Annotated in this window: 15 protein-coding genes and 1 other RNA gene; 5 read left to right on the top strand and 11 right to left on the bottom strand. The window is 51.1% G+C overall.

Annotation, left to right across the window (positions count from 1 at the left end):
- Positions 1 to 27: 27 nt before the first annotated feature.
- Positions 28 to 660, bottom strand: a complete 633-nt coding sequence (locus tag DFR42_RS22225; RefSeq protein WP_110257300.1) for a TetR/AcrR family transcriptional regulator — start codon at positions 658 to 660, stop codon at positions 28 to 30.
- Positions 661 to 1,085: 425 nt separating this feature from the next.
- On the opposite strand from DFR42_RS22225, the gene DFR42_RS22230 reads away from it, so the two are divergent.
- The 3 genes from DFR42_RS22230 (at position 1,086) to DFR42_RS22240 (ending at position 5,703) form a co-directional block, all read left to right on the top strand.
- Positions 1,086 to 1,763: an O-methyltransferase gene (locus DFR42_RS22230; RefSeq protein WP_110257244.1), complete on the top strand. Its 678-nt coding sequence runs from the start codon at positions 1,086 to 1,088 to the stop codon at positions 1,761 to 1,763.
- Between the two features lie 29 nt (positions 1,764 to 1,792).
- Positions 1,793 to 2,659, top strand: a complete 867-nt coding sequence (locus tag DFR42_RS22235) for an SDR family oxidoreductase (RefSeq protein WP_110257245.1) — start codon at positions 1,793 to 1,795, stop codon at positions 2,657 to 2,659.
- A 773-nt stretch (positions 2,660 to 3,432) separates the two neighbouring features.
- Positions 3,433 to 5,703: a TonB-dependent receptor gene (locus tag DFR42_RS22240; RefSeq protein WP_245937046.1), complete on the top strand. Its 2,271-nt coding sequence runs from the start codon at positions 3,433 to 3,435 to the stop codon at positions 5,701 to 5,703.
- A gap of 631 nt (positions 5,704 to 6,334) precedes the next feature.
- Here DFR42_RS22240 and DFR42_RS22250 read toward each other — a convergent pair.
- The 8 genes from DFR42_RS22250 to DFR42_RS22285 form a co-directional block, all read right to left on the bottom strand.
- Entirely contained in the window at positions 6,335 to 6,871 is a 537-nt protein-coding gene (locus tag DFR42_RS22250) for a hypothetical protein (RefSeq protein ID WP_211324392.1), read from the bottom strand.
- A gap of 2 nt (positions 6,872 to 6,873) precedes the next feature.
- Positions 6,874 to 7,875 carry a DNA-binding protein YbiB gene (ybiB, locus tag DFR42_RS22255; protein ID WP_245937047.1) on the bottom strand — a complete coding sequence of 334 codons (1,002 nt, stop codon included), beginning with the start codon at positions 7,873 to 7,875 and terminating at the stop codon, positions 6,874 to 6,876.
- Positions 7,872 to 8,333, bottom strand: coding sequence for an EVE domain-containing protein (locus DFR42_RS22260; protein WP_110257248.1), 462 nt, complete (start codon positions 8,331 to 8,333; stop codon positions 7,872 to 7,874). The genes ybiB and DFR42_RS22260 overlap by 4 nt, the downstream gene beginning before the upstream one ends.
- Before the next feature lie 135 nt (positions 8,334 to 8,468).
- A non-coding RNA gene (gene ssrS, locus DFR42_RS22265) (6S RNA) lies at positions 8,469 to 8,649 on the bottom strand.
- A gap of 67 nt (positions 8,650 to 8,716) precedes the next feature.
- On the bottom strand, positions 8,717 to 9,043 hold the full coding sequence (locus tag DFR42_RS22270) for a cell division protein ZapA (protein WP_110257249.1): 327 nt from the start codon (positions 9,041 to 9,043) through the stop codon (positions 8,717 to 8,719).
- On the bottom strand, positions 9,040 to 9,258 hold the full coding sequence (locus tag DFR42_RS22275; protein WP_110257250.1) for a DUF904 domain-containing protein: 219 nt from the start codon (positions 9,256 to 9,258) through the stop codon (positions 9,040 to 9,042). The genes DFR42_RS22270 and DFR42_RS22275 overlap by 4 nt, the downstream gene beginning before the upstream one ends.
- A 62-nt stretch (positions 9,259 to 9,320) precedes the next feature.
- Complete coding sequence (locus tag DFR42_RS22280; protein WP_342766859.1) at positions 9,321 to 12,638, bottom strand: UvrD-helicase domain-containing protein; 3,318 nt, start codon at positions 12,636 to 12,638, stop codon at positions 9,321 to 9,323.
- Positions 12,638 to 15,388 carry a PD-(D/E)XK nuclease family protein gene (locus tag DFR42_RS22285; protein ID WP_110257252.1) on the bottom strand — a complete coding sequence of 917 codons (2,751 nt, stop codon included), beginning with the start codon at positions 15,386 to 15,388 and terminating at the stop codon, positions 12,638 to 12,640. Before DFR42_RS22285 ends, DFR42_RS22280 begins: the two co-directional genes overlap by 1 nt.
- Before the next feature lie 278 nt (positions 15,389 to 15,666).
- Between DFR42_RS22285 and trxA the strand changes: the two genes are divergently transcribed.
- Together trxA and rho are read left to right on the top strand one after the other, a co-directional pair.
- On the top strand, positions 15,667 to 15,993 hold the full coding sequence (trxA, locus tag DFR42_RS22290) for a thioredoxin TrxA (RefSeq protein WP_110257253.1): 327 nt from the start codon (positions 15,667 to 15,669) through the stop codon (positions 15,991 to 15,993).
- A 238-nt stretch (positions 15,994 to 16,231) separates the two neighbouring features.
- Positions 16,232 to 17,494, top strand: a complete 1,263-nt coding sequence (rho, locus tag DFR42_RS22295; RefSeq protein ID WP_110257254.1) for a transcription termination factor Rho — start codon at positions 16,232 to 16,234, stop codon at positions 17,492 to 17,494.
- A 93-nt stretch (positions 17,495 to 17,587) separates the two neighbouring features.
- Here the strand turns inward: rho and DFR42_RS22300 are convergent, their stop codons facing one another.
- Together DFR42_RS22300 and DFR42_RS22305 are read right to left on the bottom strand one after the other, a co-directional pair.
- Positions 17,588 to 17,926, bottom strand: coding sequence for a cupin domain-containing protein (locus DFR42_RS22300; protein ID WP_110257255.1), 339 nt, complete (start codon positions 17,924 to 17,926; stop codon positions 17,588 to 17,590).
- 51 nt (positions 17,927 to 17,977) lie between these two features.
- Positions 17,978 to 18,241 (bottom strand): DUF2249 domain-containing protein, encoded by a 264-nt coding sequence (locus tag DFR42_RS22305; RefSeq protein WP_110257256.1) that lies wholly within the window; start codon positions 18,239 to 18,241, stop codon positions 17,978 to 17,980.
- Positions 18,242 to 18,329: the final 88 nt, after the last annotated feature.

Below are 18,329 nucleotides of genomic sequence, written 5' to 3' on the forward strand. Positions count from 1 at the left end.
AGGCCTATTTGAATCTGCCTGCCCTGTTCAATCTTGCTGAATGCTCTTGAGATAAGCGCAAAACATATCAGCCATGGCATCAGCATAGGCATTGATCTCTGCCTCTGTGTGGCGCGTACCGGAAAAACTGCTGCCCACAGAACTCAGGGTAGTGGTGATCAAATCACCAGCAAGTGTGCGCGTGGCGGCAGTTGCCCTGGGCAATACTTCTGCCATGAATAGATCGATAGTCTGGTCTGCCGAGGCCCGCACCTCTTGCGCTTCTGGTGCATCGCGATAGAGCGGAGCCGCATCACTGAGGGCCTGGCGCGTTTCCGCCTCCTCACATTCCGAGCGTATGAAATTGTGGACCAGCACCCGCAGGCGTTCAAGTGGCGGCTTGCTGGCATCCTCAAGTATGTGCCGTAGCATGTCAGTAGTCTGCTGCCACTCGTCAGTTTGCAAACGAAAAAGGATGGCTGCCTTATTCGGAAAATATTGGTAAACCGAACCTATGCTGACCCCTGCCCTCTCTGCCACTCTCGCCGTCGTAAAACGAGTCGCGCCCTCCTGCGCCAATACCTGCACAGCAGCCTGCAGGATTGCCGTGACCAGGCCAGTCGAGCGAACCTGCTGTGGTTGCTTGCGCGTAGAAACCTGAGGACGGCGACGGGTGGTCATAGTGAAATAAGTAATAGGGAGCGAAGAAGGAAACAGCAAGCCCATGCTGTCGAAATGCGATGAATCCCTCGCATCTTAACCCAAGCTACCTTATGCCTCAATCAGGCCTCAATCATTTTGCATGCGCAAAAAAAATTATCATTAAAATAATTTTATGCAAAATCAAAACCTGAGCTTTTTGCTGATGACATCTTCATCGCTACCTCTGCTGTACTTGTCCATGGCAGGAATTTTCATAGGCAATCAAAGACTTATTCCCGAGCACAAAGTCTGGCAAAAACCTGAGGCCCAATGCGAATAGTCAAGGTAAATAATTGCCCGTATCATTTTTCACCAATGCGACGAATTAGTCGCGTTTTATCCAGAGTCACCTGTAAGGCAGGTGCCCCCCCCATATTTGCACTCGATTTTGAAATTGACACATCATGACCAATACACTGACATCTATCCCGCTGACTAGCCTGCTTGAAAGACTGTTCAAACAGGCAGAAGCGGCAACCAGCCCGGCCATCGCCAGCATCTCCCGTGAAGAGCGCGAACGCCTGATGCACAGCAAGACAGAATACCTGGATTTTTATAAGTTGCTGAAAGACCTCTGGCTGCCCGTCTCACGCGAAACTGGCGTGCTGCTCTACATGCTGGCGCGCAGCAGCAATGCACGCAACATCGTTGAATTTGGCACATCATTCGGCATTTCCACCCTGCACATGGCTGCCGCACTACGCGATAACGGCGGCGGCCTGCTGATTAGCAGCGAGTTTGAACCATCCAAGGTGGTACAGGCACGCAAACATCTGGACGAGGGCGGCCTGGCTGACCTGGTCGAAATACGCGAAGGCGATGCATTGAAAACACTGGCAGCAGACCTTCCAGCATCTGTCGACCTGCTGCTGCTCGACGGTGCCAAGGCGCTTTATACCGAGGTACTGAAACTGGTCGAAAGCCACTTGCGCCCTGGTGCGCTGATCGTCGCTGACAATGCCGACTATAGCCCGGATTACCTGGCGCATATACGTGCCCCAGGTAGTGGTTACTTGTCTCTGCAATTTGGCGGAGATGTAGAAGTATCGATGTGGCTGGGCTGCGTCGATATTAAGCAATAATTTAAATAATTTATTTCAAGGAAAATAACATGCACGTATTTGTCACAGGAGCCACCGGCTGGGTAGGCTCTGCAGTGGTTCAGGAATTGATCAACGCAGGCCATTTGGTGACTGGCCTCGCCCGCTCTGCCGAAAAGGCCACGGCACTAGCCGCCACGGGGGCGAAAGTCTTGCTCGCCCAACTGGAAGACCTGGATGCACTGCGCACGGCAGCAGATCAAGCCGATGCCGTCATCCACACTGCCTTCAATCATGACTTTTCAAAATTCATAGCAAATTGTGAACAAGACCGCCAGGTAATCGAGGTGCTGGGAAGTGCACTGCAAGGATCAGACCGCCCACTGATCGTGACCTCGGGCCTGCTGGGAATGGCGCGCGGAGCAAACGAACTGGACCTGCCTAACCCAGGCTCACCACGCAAGTCAGAACCTAGCGCAAGGGCCCTGGCTGAGCGCGGCATACGCGCAGCAACGGTGCGACTGGCACCATCTGTCCATGGCCTGGGTGACTACGGTTTTGTGCCGCTGCTGATACGCCTGGCGAAACAGACTGGCGTCTCGGCCTATCTTGGAGAAGGCCAGAATTGCTGGGCTGGCGTGTACAGACAAGATGCTGCACGCGTCTACAGCCTTGCACTGGAACAGAGTGTTACCGAGCCGGTTTACCATGCAATCGCCGATGAAAGCATCCCCTTCAAAACGATAGCCGAAATCATAGGCCGCCAGCTTGGCTTACCGGTTGAATCACGGGAAGCTGAACATTTTGGCTGGTTCGCCAAAATGGCAGGGGCCGACATGTCTGCATCCAGCGCCAGAACCAGGGAAATCCTGGGCTGGAAACCTCAAGGCCCATCCCTGCTCAGCGACTTGGATCAGGCTGCTTATTACGCTGTCTGATTACTGAAAGATAGCTCTGTGTTAATTCAATTAACACTGCCTTGACGCGCTTTGCGGCCGTCAAGGTTTTCGATTTTTTTTTTGCTGCATTGACGGCAATCGATGACGAGTATTACCTCTTAAAAATTCAATGAAAATAAGTACTGCGAATACCCTGGAAAACTGTCACAACAACCTGCCAATATGTATTGGGGCAGGCCACCTTAGTCAGCTCTGCTTGCATCGATCACAGCAGGGGTGCAAATGTTGACTATTTCCTCAACATAAAACCCTGGATCAGAAAGAAAAATTGATCGCATGAGCTACCGTAAAATGGAAAATAAAAAGTAATACTGACACTGCACTAATTGACACAAAGTGCATACCAGTTTTTTTCATTTTCCGCCCACTCCATGAAAATTTTCATCGCAAATACAGCCAGCCTCAAGACCACTTAATTGCCGCAATTTGAGGTCAGGCTGGCACTCAAACTTTTCTCTGCCCCATTTTCATGCATACCTGCCACGTAAAAACAAATTCCTTGCCGCAAGAATGTTGTTTGAAATCTGCAACATTTTCGCAGCAAAAACCGTATTTCCTTATTTGGAATTAAGTAGTTCTTGACTTGTATGCTGGCAAGAGAGATAACGGTTTCGCCGTCCCGCAATCGATTACGCAAACGTTTGCGGTGATGCGCGTAGCGAAATCACAGATTTCACCACGCCCCAATTCAGGGATGGTGCAAGTGCACCATTTCAGAACACCACCGATTATCTTCAACTTGGGAATTTAACATGCGCAAAACTATTTCTCAGCAATTGCAAAAGGGAGCCAGCCTGAGCGTGATCGCCCTTGCGGTCGCAGCTGCTTTCCCCATGCAAGCAGCCTGGGCTCAGGATGCAAAACCTGCTGCCAAAAATGACGGTACACAACTGGAAACTGTTATCGTTACTGCTAACCGCCGCGCAGAAAACATCAAGGAAGTACCGATGTCCATTTCTGCCATCAAGGGCGAAGCACTTGATACCTACAATGCCAGCGGCCAGGATATTCGCTTCCTGGCAGCACGCGTACCTAGCTTGAACGTGGAATCCGACTTTGGTCGCTCCTTCCCACGCTTCTACATCCGCGGTCTGGGCAATACCGATTTCGATCTGAACGCATCGCAGCCTGTAGGCCTGGTGTATGACGACGTCGTACAAGAAAGCCCGATGCTGAAAGGCTTCCCAGTCTTTGACGTAGACCAGGTAGAAATCCTGCGTGGTCCACAAGGCACGCTGTTCGGCCGTAACTCCCCTGCTGGCGTACTGAAGTTTGACTCTGCCAAACCTACCCGCCGCCTGGAAGGTTATGCCAATCTCGGTTTTGGTAATGACAAGGCCATCAATCTGGAAGGCGCCATCAACGTGCCTCTGAGCCAGGAATGGGCAATGCGCTTCTCTGGTCAATCCCAGACCCGTGATGACCGTGTCACCAATCCACGTTCTACCGGCGAGAAAAATCTCGAAGGTTACCGCGATAATGCAGCACGCCTGCAATTCTCGTATAAGAGCGGTGATTTCAGCGCACTGGTGAATTTGCATGGCCGCGACATGTCTGGCAATGCCACACTGTTCCGCGCCAATATCATCCAGAAAGGCACGAATGAGATCGTCCCTGGCTTTAACTACTCCAACTATCCTACTGATGGCCTGAACAGCCAAAAATTGGAATCCTCTGGTGGCAGCCTGCGCTTGCGCTGGGATATGCCAGGCATGAGCCTGCATTCCATCACTGCGTATGACAAGGCAAAATTCTATAGCCGCGCTGACGTTGACGGTGGCTATGGCGCATCCTTCATGCCTACCATGGGCCCGGGCTTCATCCCCTTCCCTGCCGAAACAGCCGATGGCTTGCCTAATCTGAAGCAAATCACGCAAGAATTCCGCGTTGAATCCAATACCAAAGACCCACTGCAATGGATAGGTGGCTTGTATTATTTCAGCGAAGAATTGCAAGTTGACAGCTTTGACTACAACTCATTTGCTCCTGGCAATCCGCAAGATGGCTACGCTGTTCAACATCAAAGCGCCAAATCCTGGGCAGCCTTTGGTACAGTCAATTATGCTGTCACCGAGCAGTTCAAACTGCGCGGCGGCCTGCGTTACACCAGTGACAAAAAAGACTTTGACGCGCAACGCACCTGGACACCAGGTACAGCACTGGGCACACCTGGCACGCCAGTACTCAGAGCCAATCCATCAGCGACCAACATTAGCTGGGATTTAGGCGCGAACTACACACTGGATAAAGCAACGTCCGTGTTTGCCCGTATTGCTACTGGTTATCGTGCACCGAGTATCCAGGGCCGTATCCTGTTTGGTGACAGCATCTCCGTCGCCAATTCAGAAAAAACCCTGTCTTTCGAAGCTGGTATCAAGAAAGACATCCTGGATAACACAGCACGTATCAGCGCGACAGTATTCCAGTACACAGCCAAAGACTTGCAGTTGACCGCAGGTAGCGGTGGCGTGAATCAGAATAAACTGGTGAATGCAGACAAAGCAGTTGGTCAGGGCTTTGAAATGGATTTGCAAGCCAACCTGAGCCGCAACTGGAAAACCACGGTAGGTATCAGCTATAACGATACTGAAATCAGGGATGGCAAACTGTTCGTCGCCCCTTGCGGTAACGGCTGTAGCGTCACCAATCCAGCAGGCCCGGTTGCCGGTACTGTGCTGATCGGCGGCAATCCACTGCCACGCGCACCTAAATGGGTAGGTAACTTCTCGCTGCGTTATTCCACACAAATCGGCGAAGGCACGCTGTATGCCAATACCGACTGGTCTTACAAAGACACTTACAATATGTTCTTGTATGAAGCCAAGGAATACAAGGCCAAGTCCATGCTCGAAGGTGGTTTGCGTGTAGGTTACATGTGGGCTGACGGCAAATATGAACTGGCTGCTTATGGTCGCAACATCACCAACAAGCAACAAGTCATCGCCGCCATCGACTTCAACAATCTGACAGGTATCCTGAACGAACCACGCAGCTATGGCGTGCAATTCAAGGCTAACTTCTGATAGCTTGTTAAGCTGATAAAAACGCCGGAGTGATCCGGCGTTTTTTTATGAGTGACGTGTTTGAGGGATGATCAAAAATACCTCGGAATATGACTGGACGTCGTACTGGTTTGGGTTTGGGTTTGGGTTTGGGTTTGGGTTTGGGTTTGGGTTTGGGTTTGGGTTTGGGTTTGGGTTTGACGTTGTTTTTGACTTTAGCAGTTCCCATGTGTCGACGCCGTTTGTGCGTTACAGAAAATGGAAAAAGAAAGACCGATGTTTGAGCCGCAGGTGAGTTTTCGGACTTTCCCATTTTCTGTAACGCACAAACGGGAACCCCGTAGGGGCGGCGACGCCTGGGTCGCCTTTTTGGCCCACTTTTCTTGGCGAGACAAAAAGGTGGGTAGCTGCCGGTCTACCACCGGCCGGCGATCTAAAATTATGTGTGCAAGTATTTGAAAATCCAACCGCAAACTCGAAGAAGTCGGACATTAAAAGTTTCACGGCACTCTACGAAAGCCACTAGATTCCTGCCTACGCAGGAATGACGTCAATAATATTGCCCCGGATTTATGGGCTACTTAATTCTGTGAAGTATGCAAGATGCATGGATTACATTTTCCAAGCTCAACTTCGCCTGGCAAAAAAATGGCTACTCCCGCATCCACCTCAACATCTTCGGAAACGCTGGCTTACCCTCTTTCTCAGCCCGCACCGCCCCCAGGCTTAAACCTGCCCACTCCAGAAACGGCAGGCCGATAAAATTACCTGATTCAAAAGTCTCTATCAACCAACTGGAATCATCCTTATACCCATTTGGATGAAACACAAAATCCAGCGGCAAATCGAGTTCTCTCGCCACTGCCAGCGACCACAAAATGGCCGCAATTTCTTCGCCTTGTGGTGGCCAGTCCTTATCCTGCTGATCACTGCCTATGAGTGCGCGATTCGCAGAGGGCGTCACCGCCAGATGCCCTGCTTCATGCACCATGTCGCCAGGATATTTGAGTTTGCCGTAATCGACATAAATACACCCTGGCCCCAGATCCAGGCCAGGCAAAAACGTCGCATGCTGCAGCTCGCGCTCTATCACGGTGATGCCTATCCTGTTCAGGAAATCAAGCACTTTTCCCAGACGTGGATCGTCACGCACATCAGAGTTTATTTCTGCCAGATCGGTTTCCATCATGATTAGCCTTGTTGGCGTAAACTTCGCGCAACGCTGGCACAGTGTTCAACTTGTGCAGCAATATTTTCAGGCACGGCAATATTGCCAGCCAGTACGGACCTTATCCATGCAGCCGTCGTGGCTGCATCTATACTGTCAGGCACAACAGGCACTTCTGCCAAAGGCTCTTGTTGAGCAGGCACCAGGGTAGTGCCCTGCCCGGCATGGAACCAGTCTATCTGCTGGGCACGGCCTGTACTGGCAACTGTCTCTCCTTCAGTACCGCGCATGAGGAAGACATCGCCAGCCTCAGCAGGAGCACAGCGGGAAAAATAGTCCTGCAGCATCAGTAGATATTCAGGATGGGTATAAGAACTCAGACGCAAGGCAGGCATAGTAAAGGGCTGCAGGAGCTTGACCAAAGTATGAGTAGAATTGCGCACACCAAGGATACGTCGCAGGCTCAGCAAATGCGCCATTGCGGGCGATAAGGACTCTATAGGCATAAAGGCAGGCTGCTTTTGCTGCATCTGTTCCAGCACCTGGTCTGCCGTACTTAGCAGCGGCAAATCCAGGGCCTGGAAAATCTCAGCGGTAGCGACACGTCCGGCATCAGTGCGCACACCGTGCACCAGTACGGGTACGCCACGCCTGGCCAGCAACAAGGCCAGCAGGGGTGTCAGATTGGCCTTCTTGCGCGCACCGTTATAAGTGGGTATGACTACCGGTGCGTATTCACTATCTGCCGGGGTTTGCAAGGGTAAAATATAAGGCTGTGCAGCCTGCAGGAAACCTGCAATTTCTTCTATGGACTCACCTTTGATGCGCATGGACAGCAAGATGCCGCCCAGCTCCAGGTCAGATACCCGTCCAGCCAGCATGGCGGTATACAGCATGGCGGCATCAGCTTGCGACATGCTGCGCGCACCATCTTTGCCGCGCCCTATTTCCTTGATGAATTTGGCTGCGGCAAGAGGCTCAGTAGGCTCTGTCGCAGAATTGGCAGTGAATGGAGAAAATTTCAAACCTGTTCCTTCAACAATTTCTGGATAAAGCGCCATTCATCTGGCTTGACTGGCGTAATGGAGAGGCGGCTGCCTTTTTGCAGCACCATCATGTCAGCCAGTTCAGGATAAGTCCTGAGTTCTGCCAGGCTCAGCAAGCGGGTTTTACGTTTGGCCTTGACATCGACCATCATCCAGCGCGGTGTTTCCTGGGTCGCCTTGGGATCAAAGTATTTGCTGTCTTTTTCAAACTGCGTGTGATCCGGATAGGCTGTGCTGGCTACTTCTGCCAAACCGGCAATGCCAGGCTCAGCGCAACTGGAATGGTAGAACAGAACACCATCGCCCACTTTCATGCCATCGCGCATGAAATTACGCGCCTGGTAATTGCGCACGCCAAACCAGGGAATGCTGGGCAAGGCCAGGACGTCATCGATACTGATCTCATCCGGCTCAGACTTCATCAACCAATATGCCATGTTAAGCACCTGCAAGGACAAAAGGAAATTGTCGCACATTTATGTAGTGATGGCATGGACACACGAAAACGATAAGCAGCAGGGATTGATCAGACATAAAAAAACGGCTGTCATAAAAATGACAGCCGTCCAGAATAAGTCCCCACCGATGCCGCTATGCCGGCATCCTGAACCTGAGCGGTTCAAGTTGGCCACGGTCAATTCAATTTCGGGTTCATCGGACTAGCGACGCTCACACCTATCGAATAATGTTCCACGGCCTATGCACTAAAATGGTTCAAGGAATATATGGCATTGGCGAACACGGCAGGGAACTAAAGTGTACATTGAAATGGCTCCCCATCGCTAGTTATTTTGATTAAATTAAATAATAAGATGCCAGATCAAAATAGTTTTTCTTGCGGGGTCAGGGCTTCATCCATTAGTCCATGCATATCCTGGATCTTTTGTTTTACCTCTGCCAGAGAGAGGCCAGACAAGGGACCTTCTGGTGATTTGGTGGCCAGCAACTCGGTTGTCATGCTCAGCGCAGCCATGACAGCTATCCTGTCTGTGCCCTTGACTTTAGCCGCATCACGTATGGCTGTCATCTTACCGTCGAGGTAGGCAGCCGCTTCGCGCAGAGGGCGATCTTCACCGTCCTTGCAACTGAGCTTATAGCTCTGGCCCATGATATTGACATCAACCTGTATGACTTTTGCTTCGCTCATGCTGCTTCCTTGTCATTCAAGACCTCTGCCGGCAATTGCGCAAGCAAAGTAGAAACGCGATCATGGGCCTGCTGCATGCGGTGTTGCAAGTCTGCATTTTTCGTCATCATGGACGTCACGTCATTGCGCAATCTGGCATTTTCACTGCGCAGGGTATGTGCCAGTACGGAAAGCTGCGTCACTTTTTCAGCTAGCGATTCAAATTCGGAAATCATCATGTCTCAATGTTTAAGGGGGTATGCAACTCAGTTGATTAATTATACGAGCAAATTTTCTATCAGAGCAGGTCTATCAGGGTACCATCGCTTAAAATAAGTGCAGCATGGACAGTTTTATCAGAAAATACCTGATTTAAGGCATATACATAAGCCAGCAACTGTTGCCTGTAGCCTGCCTCCTGGCCGGGTAAAAGCTGGCGCTTGTAATCCAATACCCAGACTTCATGCGAAAAAACCACAACCCTGTCCAGGCGCAATAGTTTTTTCTCGACCAGCACATCCATTTCATTGCGCGCATATATATATGCGGCAGCATCATAAAATTTCTGCAATGCAGAATTACTGAATATACACTCAGCCTGTTTGCGTATTACCGCTGCCACGGTACTGGAACAGGGCAACCAGGCTGCAATGGTTTCGGCATCTGGCACCGCAATGGGCCAGCTCTTTGCGTTATTGCTCAAACGCTCCATCAGGGTATGCAGGGCTATGCCTTCCAGTTGTTCATCACTGCTTACTTCAAGTACCAGTTCTTCCGCAGGCATGGCAGGAGGTTCAAATACTGCCATGCTGAAGGACTGGTTCTCCTGTATTTCATTTTCAATATTAGCCGCGTCAGGCAATTTTTCTTCTACATGATCAAGATAGCCATACCAGCTGGGCGTTAGTTGTTTTTTTCCGCTCTGTACGCCGCTGAGTATCAATATCTGCTTGGCACGCGTGATGGCGACATATAAGAGATTCCAGTTTTCTTGCGTGGCCTGGGCTTCTTCCAGTGCAAAAAAACGGTCACGTGCAGCGCCACGCTGGTCTTTTTTACCAAAGACAGAAAAATGCCTTTCTTCACCCGCCTGCAAAGGCCACTGGCACAGAACACCTATCTTGTCTTTCATGGATTCACTGTGATTGGCATCAAGCATGACGACTATCTTTGCCTCCAGCCCCTTGGCACTGTGGATGGTCAATATACGCACAGCATCAGCCGCGCTATCAACTGCAGATTCATCAGGCGCATCACTATCACCGCCACGGCGCAAGGCGCTTAGGGCAGCGATGAACTTTGGCAAGCTGGGGTAGCGCCCTGCATCCAGGTTCAAAGCCAGTTCAGTAAAGCTGTGAATATTACCCATGACCTGGCTGCGCTGTGCGACAGAAGATGCCTGTGCATAGCGTTGCAAGACCTCGCCCTGATGCAGAATGCGGTCCAGCAAATCATGCACGGGTAAATAATAAGACGCTTCCATCCATTGCTGCAACAAACTGGCAGCGCGTTGCAGAACTGGACAAGACCCATCCTGCGTCGAAACTAATGCCAAGGCTTGCAGGCGCTTCCACCAGGTCATTTCATCGCGTATCGCCAGCGCAATCAAGTCTTCATCGCTGGCTGCCATGATGGGCGACTTTAAGACATGCGCCAGCGCACGGTTGTCGCCGGGAGTCATCAGGAAATTTAATAATGCGATCAAGTCCAGCACTTCCAGCGCATCCAGCAAGCCACCACGACGGCTGGAAACAAAGGGAATGCCTGCCTCGCGCAAAGCCTTTTCATAGGCAGACAAATGCGTGCGACGCTTGACCAGCAGCATCACATCACTCCAGTGAAAGTTATCTGCGCCCTGCGCGGCACGTAAGCCCAGCAAGGCTTGCGCGACTTGCTTGCCTTCTTCATAGCGTTGCTGGTTTTCTGCTTCTTCCAGCGGGGTTGTCAGCGGATTGCGCAGAGGGAAACGTGAGGGTGCAGCTTCTTCTTCGCTTATCTCCTCAGTATCACCGGACACGACCATACCTATCAAAGGCAAACGCCAGACCGCACCGTCCGCATCTGAAGCCGTAGTCTGCGCATGAAACAGTGGGTTGCCATGCATGCTGACATTGAGCACATCAACAATGGCTGGTGCATTCCGGCGCGTCTGGTTGGTACGCAAAACCCGAGCTCCCTGCGCTGCCAGCATATTTTGCGCGGCGGTAAACACTCTGGGTTCAGCACGACGGAATCGATAGATGGATTGTTTTGGGTCACCTACTACAAACACACTGGGCTTGGCACCATCGTCACCATAGGCTTCCAGCCAGGCTTGCACTATGCCCCATTGCAGGGGATTGGTATCCTGGAATTCATCCAGCAAGATATGCTTGTAACGCGCATCAAGGCGGCTATGCAGGTAGGCTGCATATTCTTCATTACTGAGCAGTCTATATGCCTGCCATTCCAGGTCAGCAAAATCAAATACCCGCTGGTCTGACTTCAGGCTTTGATAGCATTCAAGATAAGCGGCGCCAACAGCAAACAGGGCTTCATTGACTTGCATGACCATTTTTTCGGCGCTACGTTTTTGCAGTTGCTGCAGTGCCTGTACTATCGCTTCACACTCATCTTCAAAGGCATTGATCTGGTCCGGGCCCAGGTGTTTTTCTATGGAGGCAATCAGCGCCTTGACCTTGACATTATGCGAGCGGATATTGCCTTGACCATTGATGAAGCCATCGCAAATCATGGCAAAGGCGTCCAGGCTGGGGCCATCTGTCAGGCCCTGCTCTATCTTGCTGGCATTGGTCTGGTTATTTTTTGAACCCTGCCCCAATACCAGGGCCATGTGGGCAATGCGCTGATATAGCTGGGCATCTTCCCAGATGCTGAGCCGTGCATCCTGGTACAAGTCTGCGCCACATAAATCACGCAACCAGTCCAGCGGGCCACCCAGTTCAATTTGCTGGTTGCTGGCCCACCACTCTGCCCGCTTGTCGAGGAAAGCCTCCAGCATTTCGCGTGCATTGAAGTCACCAATTTCCTGATACAGGAATAACAGCGCTTCCTTGATCTCAGCATGTTCTTCCTGCGCCGGCATCTGCATGAGCTGGCCATAGGCTTCTCGTTGTATGTCGCCACTGGCTTCCACCAAAGTAAAGCCGTGCGGCACACCTGATGCCAGTGGTGCCAGTTGTATCAGGCGGCCAAACCAGCTATGGAAAGTATCCAGTGATAATGACTGCGGGCTGGACAAGACCTTTTCATACAGGCCACGCGCCAGAGGTATGACATTCTGCAAGTCAGACTCTGCTATGCCACGTTCAGTCAGCAATTGCCGCACATGGGCGATATCTGCCAGCGCCAGTTCATGCAGCAAATCCATGAGGCGTTCGCGCATTTCCTGAGCAGCCTTGCGGGTAAAGGTAATCGCCAATAACTCTGCGGGTTCTGCTCCAGCCAGCAAGAGACGCAACATACGCGACACCAGCAACCAGGTCTTGCCACTACCGGCACAAGCCTCTACGACGACGCTATGACGCGGGTCACATGCAGTTGCTGTGAAGTAGGCGTGGCTGACAGCCTGTCCATTGACTTCATAAGCTTGAGAGTATTGAAGGAGTTCGCTCATCACCATGCCCCCTTGCGACAGAGGCCACGCATTTCACAATACTGGCAATTTGCTTCTACACCGTGGGCTGGCAAGCTTGCACCTTTCTGTATGGATGACATGCTGGTTTTAATCGCCAGTGCCAGCTCTGAAACCCAGCGCTCAAAATCGTCAGCAGCGACATCTCCAGCCTTGCCCTGGCTCAGTTCCAGCGCCACATAATTGCCTGAGCTGACAGGCAAATCCGTCAAGAGTCCGTAGAACGGCAATTGATGATCTTCACCTTCCTTGAGTCTCCTGCGCAAATCCATCAAGTTTTTAGTCTTGTAATCGAGTACTGCCACTTCACCATTCATATTTCTGTCTATGCGGTCTATGCGACCTTTCAGCATGATCTGGCCGCCCTGCCATTCCAGCGTCTTTTCATTCTTGATTTCACCCATGTCAAACTGCCAGCCAGCTTCTTCATGCGCCTGCATCCAGGCGACATAAGCGGGGATAACTTTATCCCAGCGCACGCTATAAGCAAGTGCCGCTGGGCTTTTTTGCAAGACATCAGCAAAAAAATCGGCGGAGATATTGCGCAGTAAAGCTTCTTTATCCACACCAGGCTGATTGACTTGAACAGCTTTCAACTCTTCATGATAACGCTTGAGGATGGCATGCAGCCAGTCGCCATAGTCACGCTTTTCCGGCATATCTGACAGTTCATCCAGAGCACTCAACCCCAGCATGCGCCCGGCAAAAAACTGATAAGGACACACCACCAGGCTGGTGTAGGCACTGGCGGATAAAGTTGCAGGCAACAACGCAGCCGCAGAGGGCGTGGGCATATGCTGAGAGCTGGCGTGCATTATCCTGGCTGGCAAATCCAGGGGATGGCTGTCCAGCACGCCTTGTTGGGTACGTTCCAGTGTCAGACCCAATTGCTCCAGCCAGGGACTGACGGGATTATGTTCGCCATTCAGGCTACCCTGCCAGGATAAAACGATATCAGTATTACTCAGCAATAACTCGGCAAAATCACGCAATTGCTGTTGCTGGCGCGACTCGCGGGTTTCCAGTCCGCATTCGCGTCTGACTGCATTTGCAAAAAACAAAATCTCACTGGCTTGCGATGGCAGGTGTGATGCATCTGCTCCCACCAGTAACACCGCATCAAAGGGACGCAGGCGTGCACCATTCAGCGGCAACATGACAACACGTTTATCGGTATGTGCATATACAAATGCCGTGCTCTCCAGTTGCAGGTTCATCAGGGCGCGCCACTCAGCAAAGGTGAATGGGGTTTTCAAGTCCTGGCAGGCAAGCTGCAATTTCTGTAGCAATTGTATGATTTGCGCGCCAGCCGGGTCTGCCTGAAAGGCATTGAACATAGAGAGGTCAAAGAACACCTGCAAGCTCAGCGCACTCCATTCAGACAGGCTGCGCCTGCCGGTGAAATTGCCCGCCTGCCGGGACATGGACCTGATCCAGCGGCTGGCTGGCCCGGTATCCTTGCCAGCATCCAGCGCGGCCAATACCGATTCCCAACCACCCAGCACATTGGCGCGACGCAAGACCAGCTCTATGCGCATGACCATGTCGGCCTTGGCAGCAATGGCATCCTGTTCAGGCCCAGTATTGTCAGTATCTTTCCAAAGCAGATAAGGTGACTTCAAGAAGTCCAGCAAGGCCATGGTATCGGCCCGCGTGGTCACCACTTCCAGCCAGGCTGCGATGGCTGCCGCAGCGCGGGTGGTAGACAACTTCCAGCCGGTTTCATCGGCCACCATGATCTGTGCGCGTTCCAGCAAGGCGCGTATGCGCCGGGAGACGACTCGGTCTTGCGCCACCACGGCCACGCTTTGCTTACCAGCCTGCAGCCAGTTGATGATGGTTTGCGCACCCTGCACCGCCTCATCTTCCAGCGACGTGGCGCGACACAGGCGTATATAGGAAGTGTCTACATATTCAGTCAGCGCCTGCTGATGCTGGCTGCCGGTATCCTGCAAACCCGGCCAGGCATGGTAATACGGTTGCGGCAAGGTATGCGCGCGCCAGTCCAGGCTGATTTGCAATACACTTTGTTTCTTTGCCCAGGCTTGCAAGAAAGCCTGCTCCATGGGATTGGGAAGGGTGGGCGCTATCCACAGCAAAGGCTCGCTGGCCTGCGTGGCAATTTGCAATAACTGGGCATAACGTTTTACTTGCGGGTCATTGCCATCGAGCTGGCTCTGCCAGACTGACCACACCAGTTGCGTTTCTTCTGACAATAAGGCCTGTGCAGGCGCGGGCAATTGCGCCAGTGCAGCCTGCCAGTCTTTTTCCAGCTTGCTTTTATCCTTGCCCACGGTGGGTAATAAGACAGCAGTCAATTCATCTGACAGCGTCAGCAGGGTCTGTGCCAGCGGCAATAAATCAGTATTGCGGCGCGCACCAAATAATTTCTTTAACCAGGGATGTTGCCGCAATTCAGCATACAAACCCATCAGTCTTTCACTGGCATCACCACCGGCGTTATTTTGCAGTGCAGCATCCGGTGCCTGCATTTCCAGCAGGGCAAACAGGGTCTGTATGCGTGGAGGGATGAAATTACCCTGCAATACCGTCCCCAGCGCCTTTAACAGCAGGTGAGCATGTTGATACGTAGGTACGATAACGCGGACGGCGGAAAAATCCCGCTCTTGCTGACGTCCCCAGCCCTGCTCTCTGGCAGAGCGCAAAAAAGCCTGGGCAGCCTGTTGCCAGAATAGCGGGCCGGCGGGTATCAGTTGGGGGGTATGTAGCATTAAGAAAGTGATGGTTTTACCTGAAGAGCAAGTATACTATGCGACTGCCCATGCATTTTGGCGGCAAGCATGACACTTTTCTAAAAAATAGGTTATTATCTACTGCATAGCCAACCACGCCTGACTCATTTTGTTTTAGTCACGGTGCAGCACTATTCAACACCATTGAATTCGTGACTATCACCCCCAGATTCAAATCAGAATGCGGCGCTGTCCCAAATTACCGACATTCAGTGGCGCTGTTACCCCTTAAATTTTTCCCTCTCGTTGAGGATTCCATGAGCGAAAACATCAAATATGTAAGCGATGCTTCATTCGAAGCAGACGTATTAAACTCTAACGTACCTGTATTGGTCGATTTCTGGGCTGAGTGGTGTGGTCCTTGCAAGATGATCGCCCCTATTCTGGAAGAAGTTGCCAAAGAATATGATGGCAAGATCATTGTTGCAAAGATGGACGTAGATGCAAATCAGGCAATTCCTGCCAAGTTTGGTATCCGTGGTATCCCTACCCTGATCCTGTTCAAGGGTGGTAATGTAGCAGCTCAAAAAGTAGGCGCATTGGCAAAAGGCCAATTAACCTCTTTCATTGACAGTAATATTTAAGGTATTATTGCGGTCTGAAACTTTAAAGCTGTGAACAACATGATTGTTTGCAGCTTTAAAATTCAAAATACGAGACAGCTGCCCCGGTTGATGACCCTCAACTGCTGCATGCAAATTCAGACCTGAATTACAAATATTAAATAAAACGAAACCAAGACAGAAATTCTTTCTATCCTGTTTAATCCGTAGTTCCTCTGCTCACTCCCCCACCCCATAATCCCATCCCGGGACACTCACCATGCATCTATCTGAACTAAAGGCCTTACACGTATCCGCTTTATTGGAAATGGCCATAGGACTCGATATCGATAACGCTGCGCGTATGCGTAAGCAGGAATTGATGTTTGCAATCCTCAAAAAACGTGCAAAATCAGGCGAACAAATTTTTGGCGATGGCGCCCTCGAAGTATTGCCTGACGGCTTTGGCTTCCTGCGCTCGCCAGATGCCAGTTACATGGCCTCGACTGATGACATCTATATCTCTCCTTCGCAAATCCGCCGTTTCAATCTGCATACTGGCGATTCCATCGAAGGTGAAGTGCGTACACCAAAAGATGGTGAACGTTATTTTGCATTGGTGAAGGTGGACAAGGTCAATGGCGAATCGCCTGAAGCCTCCAAGCACCGCATCCTGTTTGAAAATCTGACGCCGCTGCACCCGAACAAGGTATTGACACTCGAACGCGAAATGCGCGGCGAAGAAAATACCACCGGCCGCATCATCGACATGATCGCCCCTATTGGCCGTGGCCAACGCGGTTTGCTGGTAGCGTCACCAAAATCCGGTAAGTCCGTCATGCTGCAACACGTGGCACACGCGATTACCACCAATCACCCTGACGTTACTCTCATCGTTTTGCTGATCGATGAACGTCCGGAAGAAGTGACCGAGATGCAGCGTTCGGTACGCGGTGAAGTGGTCGCATCGACTTTCGATGAACCAGCTACCCGTCACGTACAAGTTGCTGAAATGGTGCTGGAAAAAGCCAAGCGCCTGGTAGAAATGAAAAAAGACGTGGTCATCCTGCTGGATTCCATCACCCGTCTGGCACGCGCTTACAATACCGTCATCCCTGCTTCTGGCAAGGTATTGACTGGTGGTGTGGACGCAAACGCACTGCAACGTCCAAAACGCTTCTTCGGTGCAGCACGTAATGTAGAAGAAGGCGGCTCACTGACCATCATCGCGACAGCCCTGATCGAAACCGGCAGCCGTATGGATGACGTGATCTATGAAGAATTCAAAGGCACGGGCAATATGGAAGTTCATCTGGAACGCCGCCTTGCTGAAAAACGCGTCTACCCAGCCATCAACCTCAACAAATCCGGCACCCGTCGTGAAGAATTGCTGATCAAGCCGGATCAGTTGCAGAAGATCTGGATCTTGCGCAAATTGCTGTATAGCATGGACGAGATCGAAGCGATGGAGTTCATCCTCGACAAGATGAAAGCCACGAAAAACAACGCAGAGTTTTTTGAAATGATGCGTAGAGGCGGTTAAGTTTCCGCCCCTGTTTTCAGGCTAAAAAAGCCGTCACTTTTGTGGCGGCTTTTTTATTTTTACTCTGGCAGAATGGCTTATTAGAATGCTTTGCTAAGCTACAGCTTTCAACAAGACTATCGTCACCAGAAAAGAAGTATTGCTGATCGCCACGACTGCATGCCGCAAACCGGCCGCAAGATACAGCAAGTCACCGGCATGCATGGTCTTTGGTCCCGCCTGTAATTCAACTTGTACTTCACCAGAAAGGCACTGTATGGTGATGGGGCCATGGACGTGATGCGAAGGCAGGCTCTTTCCCTGCATCAGGTTCATGAGGATGACTTCAAGATGCTCGTCTTTAAACAAGGCGTGCGCCGGTACAGCCAGCAATTGCCCTTCAGGTGCCAGCAAGTTGCTTACTTCTCCTGAGTGTAAATGTGGCGTGGCCATTTTATTTCTCCTCCTATTGCAATCAGACTCAGTGACATGTTCAGCAATGAACTAAGTTGCCACATGAAAATCAATAATGATTTCACCTGGCGCCTGGGACACATAAGCCATTTTCACACCTGTGCCAAAGTGTTGCTCAATCTGAGCCAGCAATGGCAAGGGATTATGATCATTGCAAAAACGCATGGTTTCCCCAGACTTTAATGCCGACAAGGCACCAAAAATCGCTGCATGACGAAAACGCTTGGCAACGCCACGCGCATCAAATTCATACACGCCTTCAGCCAATACGGGAATGGAACAATCGTGAACCATGATGAAACTCCTTTTAATATAGATGAAAATAAGCAGAAATCACAGGGAGAGTCATTGCTGCCCTCCCTTAAATGAATAACCAAGAAAT

Source organism: Undibacterium pigrum (genome assembly GCF_003201815.1).
GTDB lineage: Bacteria > Pseudomonadota > Gammaproteobacteria > Burkholderiales > Burkholderiaceae_D > Undibacterium > Undibacterium pigrum.